This is a genomic window from Kribbella caucasensis, assembly GCF_004361855.1.
In the GTDB taxonomy this organism is placed as follows: Bacteria; Actinomycetota; Actinomycetes; order Propionibacteriales; family Kribbellaceae; genus Kribbella; species Kribbella caucasensis.
Genome location: NZ_SNWQ01000078.1, coordinates 1 through 2,354, shown reverse-complemented (window position 1 = coordinate 2,354; position 2,354 = coordinate 1). Strand labels below are relative to the sequence as shown.

Sequence of the window (2,354 nt, the reverse complement as noted above, 5' to 3'; positions counted from 1 at the left end):
GGACTGGACATGATGGATCGATTCCTGTTCTCGCCCTACGTCATCCGGCGGACTTGCTGTTAGCTGCTGGCCTCACCCAACCCTGACACGTAGGGAGGCGCCACCATCATCGACCAGGGCACCTATTCGGGGACCGACTCCTACGTCTACGACGATTGCGGATATCCGGTCGAAGTACAGGCACAGTTCAGCGGCAGCTACCGCGTGCGTGCAGGCAAGAGTGGCGACCGGTCCGCGTTCTTTCTCAAGGACACCTCCTCCTATCGCGAGATCCACACCAACCGCGATACCGGCGAGTGGTTCGTGGTGCGCGGCCAGAGTGTGACCAATGAGATCGGTGCTACGAGAGTGGAGGGCTCCGTCTTCGAGTTCGTCTCCGTCGTGGCCGGTCAGCCGTTCGTGGTGGAGGACTCCTCGGGCAAGGTCGTGCTGCGCGATCGAGGGGCCGTCCGCTGAACTGCCGAGCGTGTTCATGGGAGTCGTTGCGACCTGAGCTGGAGTTTCGTCAGCGCGCGTGGAAGGGCCGATTGCCGCCCAGGTCGCCGGAGGTCGCCCGGGGATCAGCCCTCGGTCGTGCTCGGCAGGTCGACGGCGACGACGGGACCGGTGCCGAGGAACTCGGACGGAGCCGACATGAGCGGTGTCAGCAGCCGGTCCACTTCAGGCCTCAGGTGGGCGAATGCCGCCCTGCTGTCCTGCTCGCTCTTCCAGAGGTTGACCATCATGCGGCGTCCGCCTCCCAGGTCCACGGTGATGCTGCCCGCGTAGCCGGGTTGTGAGGCATGGATTCGGTCGAATTCCTCCAGTTGGGCCGACGAGGCGGCCAGCTTGGCAATGGCGAACGTGTTCATCCGGAGTACGGCGTACATCGTGTTCTCCTGTCTGGACCTTGGCGGTCCAAGTACGTGCAGACTCGCGCTGGTGGGCGGTCAGGCCGCGAGGGCGAGGATGTTCTCCTCGCGGGGTGCTGGGGGCAGCGCCTCGTTGAGCACCTTCGCCAGGTCGGTGACCAGGTCAGGGTCTGCCGACGAATCGCCGAGACGCTGCGGTGCTCTGGCGACGCTGAGCCCTTGCGGAGCGACGTCGGCACGGATGTGGCCGAGCACGGTGCGCAGGTGTGAGGCGGCCCGGATGCCGCCGTACCTGCTCGGCGAAGCAGAGAGCACCACGACGCGCTTTCCCCGCAGCACGGAGTTCTCGGGTGGCCGGGACAGCCAGTCCACCGCGTTGCCCAACAGGCCAGGCACGGTGCCGTTGTATTCCGGCGTCACGATCACCACAGCGTCGGCGTCGGCAACTGCCTGCCGCAATTCCACGACGGGAGCCGGGAGACCGGCTGCCTCAACGTCGCCGTTGTAGTACGGCACTCGGTCCAGGTCGTTCACGACAGTCACGGTGTCGTGGGCGAGCGTAGCGGCGGCAAGTCTCGCCAGCCGGGTGTTCAGAGACTCCCGCCGGGTGGACCCGGAGATGACCAGGATTCTCATCGCTCGACTCCTTTCCAGTGGTTTATATGCATGAGCATACATCAAAGTTAATGCATGCGCAAGCATGTATGATGGCGGGATGACGGCGAAGAACGATCGGACTGGAGGAGACGAGCGCGGGACGGCGTTCAGGATCAACCGCAACTCGGTCCGCTCCCTCTCGCCGACGTACGCTGATGCGTTCCTCGGGCTAGTGCGTGCAGGGGAGCAACTGGAGCGAACGCTCGACTCGGAACTGCGCCGCGCCCACGGTATCGGACTGCGAGGGTTCGAGGTCTTGCTGCATCTCGGTGTGTTCTCGCCGGACGGCCGGCTGCCGTTGACACAGTTGACCGTTCAGGCGCCGCTCAGCCAGAGCCGTATGTCGCGCCTCGTCGCGGAGCTGGAGAGGGATGGGTTGGTCAGCCGCGAGACGGACGAGCGGGACACCCGTGCTGTGAAGGTGGCGATTACCGAGGAGGGCCTCGGCTTGCTGCGGGCTGCTCAGGACACCCACTACGACGGCCTGGAGCGCCATCTGTTCTCCAGGCTCACCAGGGACGACATCGCGCAGCTGGCCAAGGTAACCAGGAAGCTGCTCAGGCGTGTGGATGATGAAGGCGCCGGCAGCCGAGGCGCTTGACAACCATTGAGTCACCTCGCGCCCTTTGGCCAGCGATGGGGTTCCCGTGCAGCCCTCGGCACCCTCGGAGTGCACCTGGCAGTGTTGTGGTTCAACGCTGTGATGTCTCAAGACATCCGATGGCGCGCCCGGCAGTGCGCGCCCGGCAGTGGTGCCCCCGGCAGTGTTCTGGTTCACGACATCCCGGACACGTGTCTCACGACATGCCGGACTGATGTCTCCGGAGATCCCGGATGAAGTGCCGC

Annotated in this window: 4 protein-coding genes; 2 read left to right on the top strand and 2 right to left on the bottom strand. The window is 65.0% G+C overall.

The window, feature by feature from the left end; translation table 11 throughout:
- Window positions 1-204: 204 nt before the first annotated feature.
- The gene (locus tag EV643_RS43885) at window positions 205-456 is read left to right on the top strand and encodes a hypothetical protein (protein WP_133806161.1); all 252 of its coding nucleotides are present in this window, start codon (window positions 205-207) and stop codon (window positions 454-456) included.
- Window positions 457-560: 104 nt separating this feature from the next.
- Here the strand turns inward: EV643_RS43885 and EV643_RS43880 are convergent, their stop codons facing one another.
- Window positions 561-869: a hypothetical protein gene (locus EV643_RS43880; RefSeq protein ID WP_133806160.1), complete on the bottom strand. Its 309-nt coding sequence runs from the start codon at window positions 867-869 to the stop codon at window positions 561-563.
- Window positions 870-929: 60 nt separating this feature from the next.
- Window positions 930-1,487: an NADPH-dependent FMN reductase gene (locus EV643_RS43875; protein ID WP_166665822.1), complete on the bottom strand. Its 558-nt coding sequence runs from the start codon at window positions 1,485-1,487 to the stop codon at window positions 930-932.
- A gap of 79 nt (window positions 1,488-1,566) precedes the next feature.
- Here EV643_RS43875 and EV643_RS43870 point away from each other — a divergent pair, with 79 nt between their 5' ends.
- Window positions 1,567-2,109, top strand: coding sequence for a MarR family winged helix-turn-helix transcriptional regulator (locus EV643_RS43870; RefSeq protein ID WP_166665821.1), 543 nt, complete (start codon window positions 1,567-1,569; stop codon window positions 2,107-2,109).
- Window positions 2,110-2,354 lie beyond the last annotated feature (245 nt).

What these genes read in the sequence shown, in the direction of transcription:
- EV643_RS43880 (WP_133806160.1), bottom strand. Translation starts at nt 869, where the DNA reads ATGTACGCCGTACTCCGGATGAACACGTTCGCCATTGCCAAGCTGGCC.
- EV643_RS43875 (WP_166665822.1), bottom strand. Translation starts at nt 1,487, where the DNA reads ATGAGAATCCTGGTCATCTCCGGGTCCACCCGGCGGGAGTCTCTGAAC.
- EV643_RS43870 (WP_166665821.1), top strand. Translation starts at nt 1,567, where the DNA reads ATGACGGCGAAGAACGATCGGACTGGAGGAGACGAGCGCGGGACGGCG.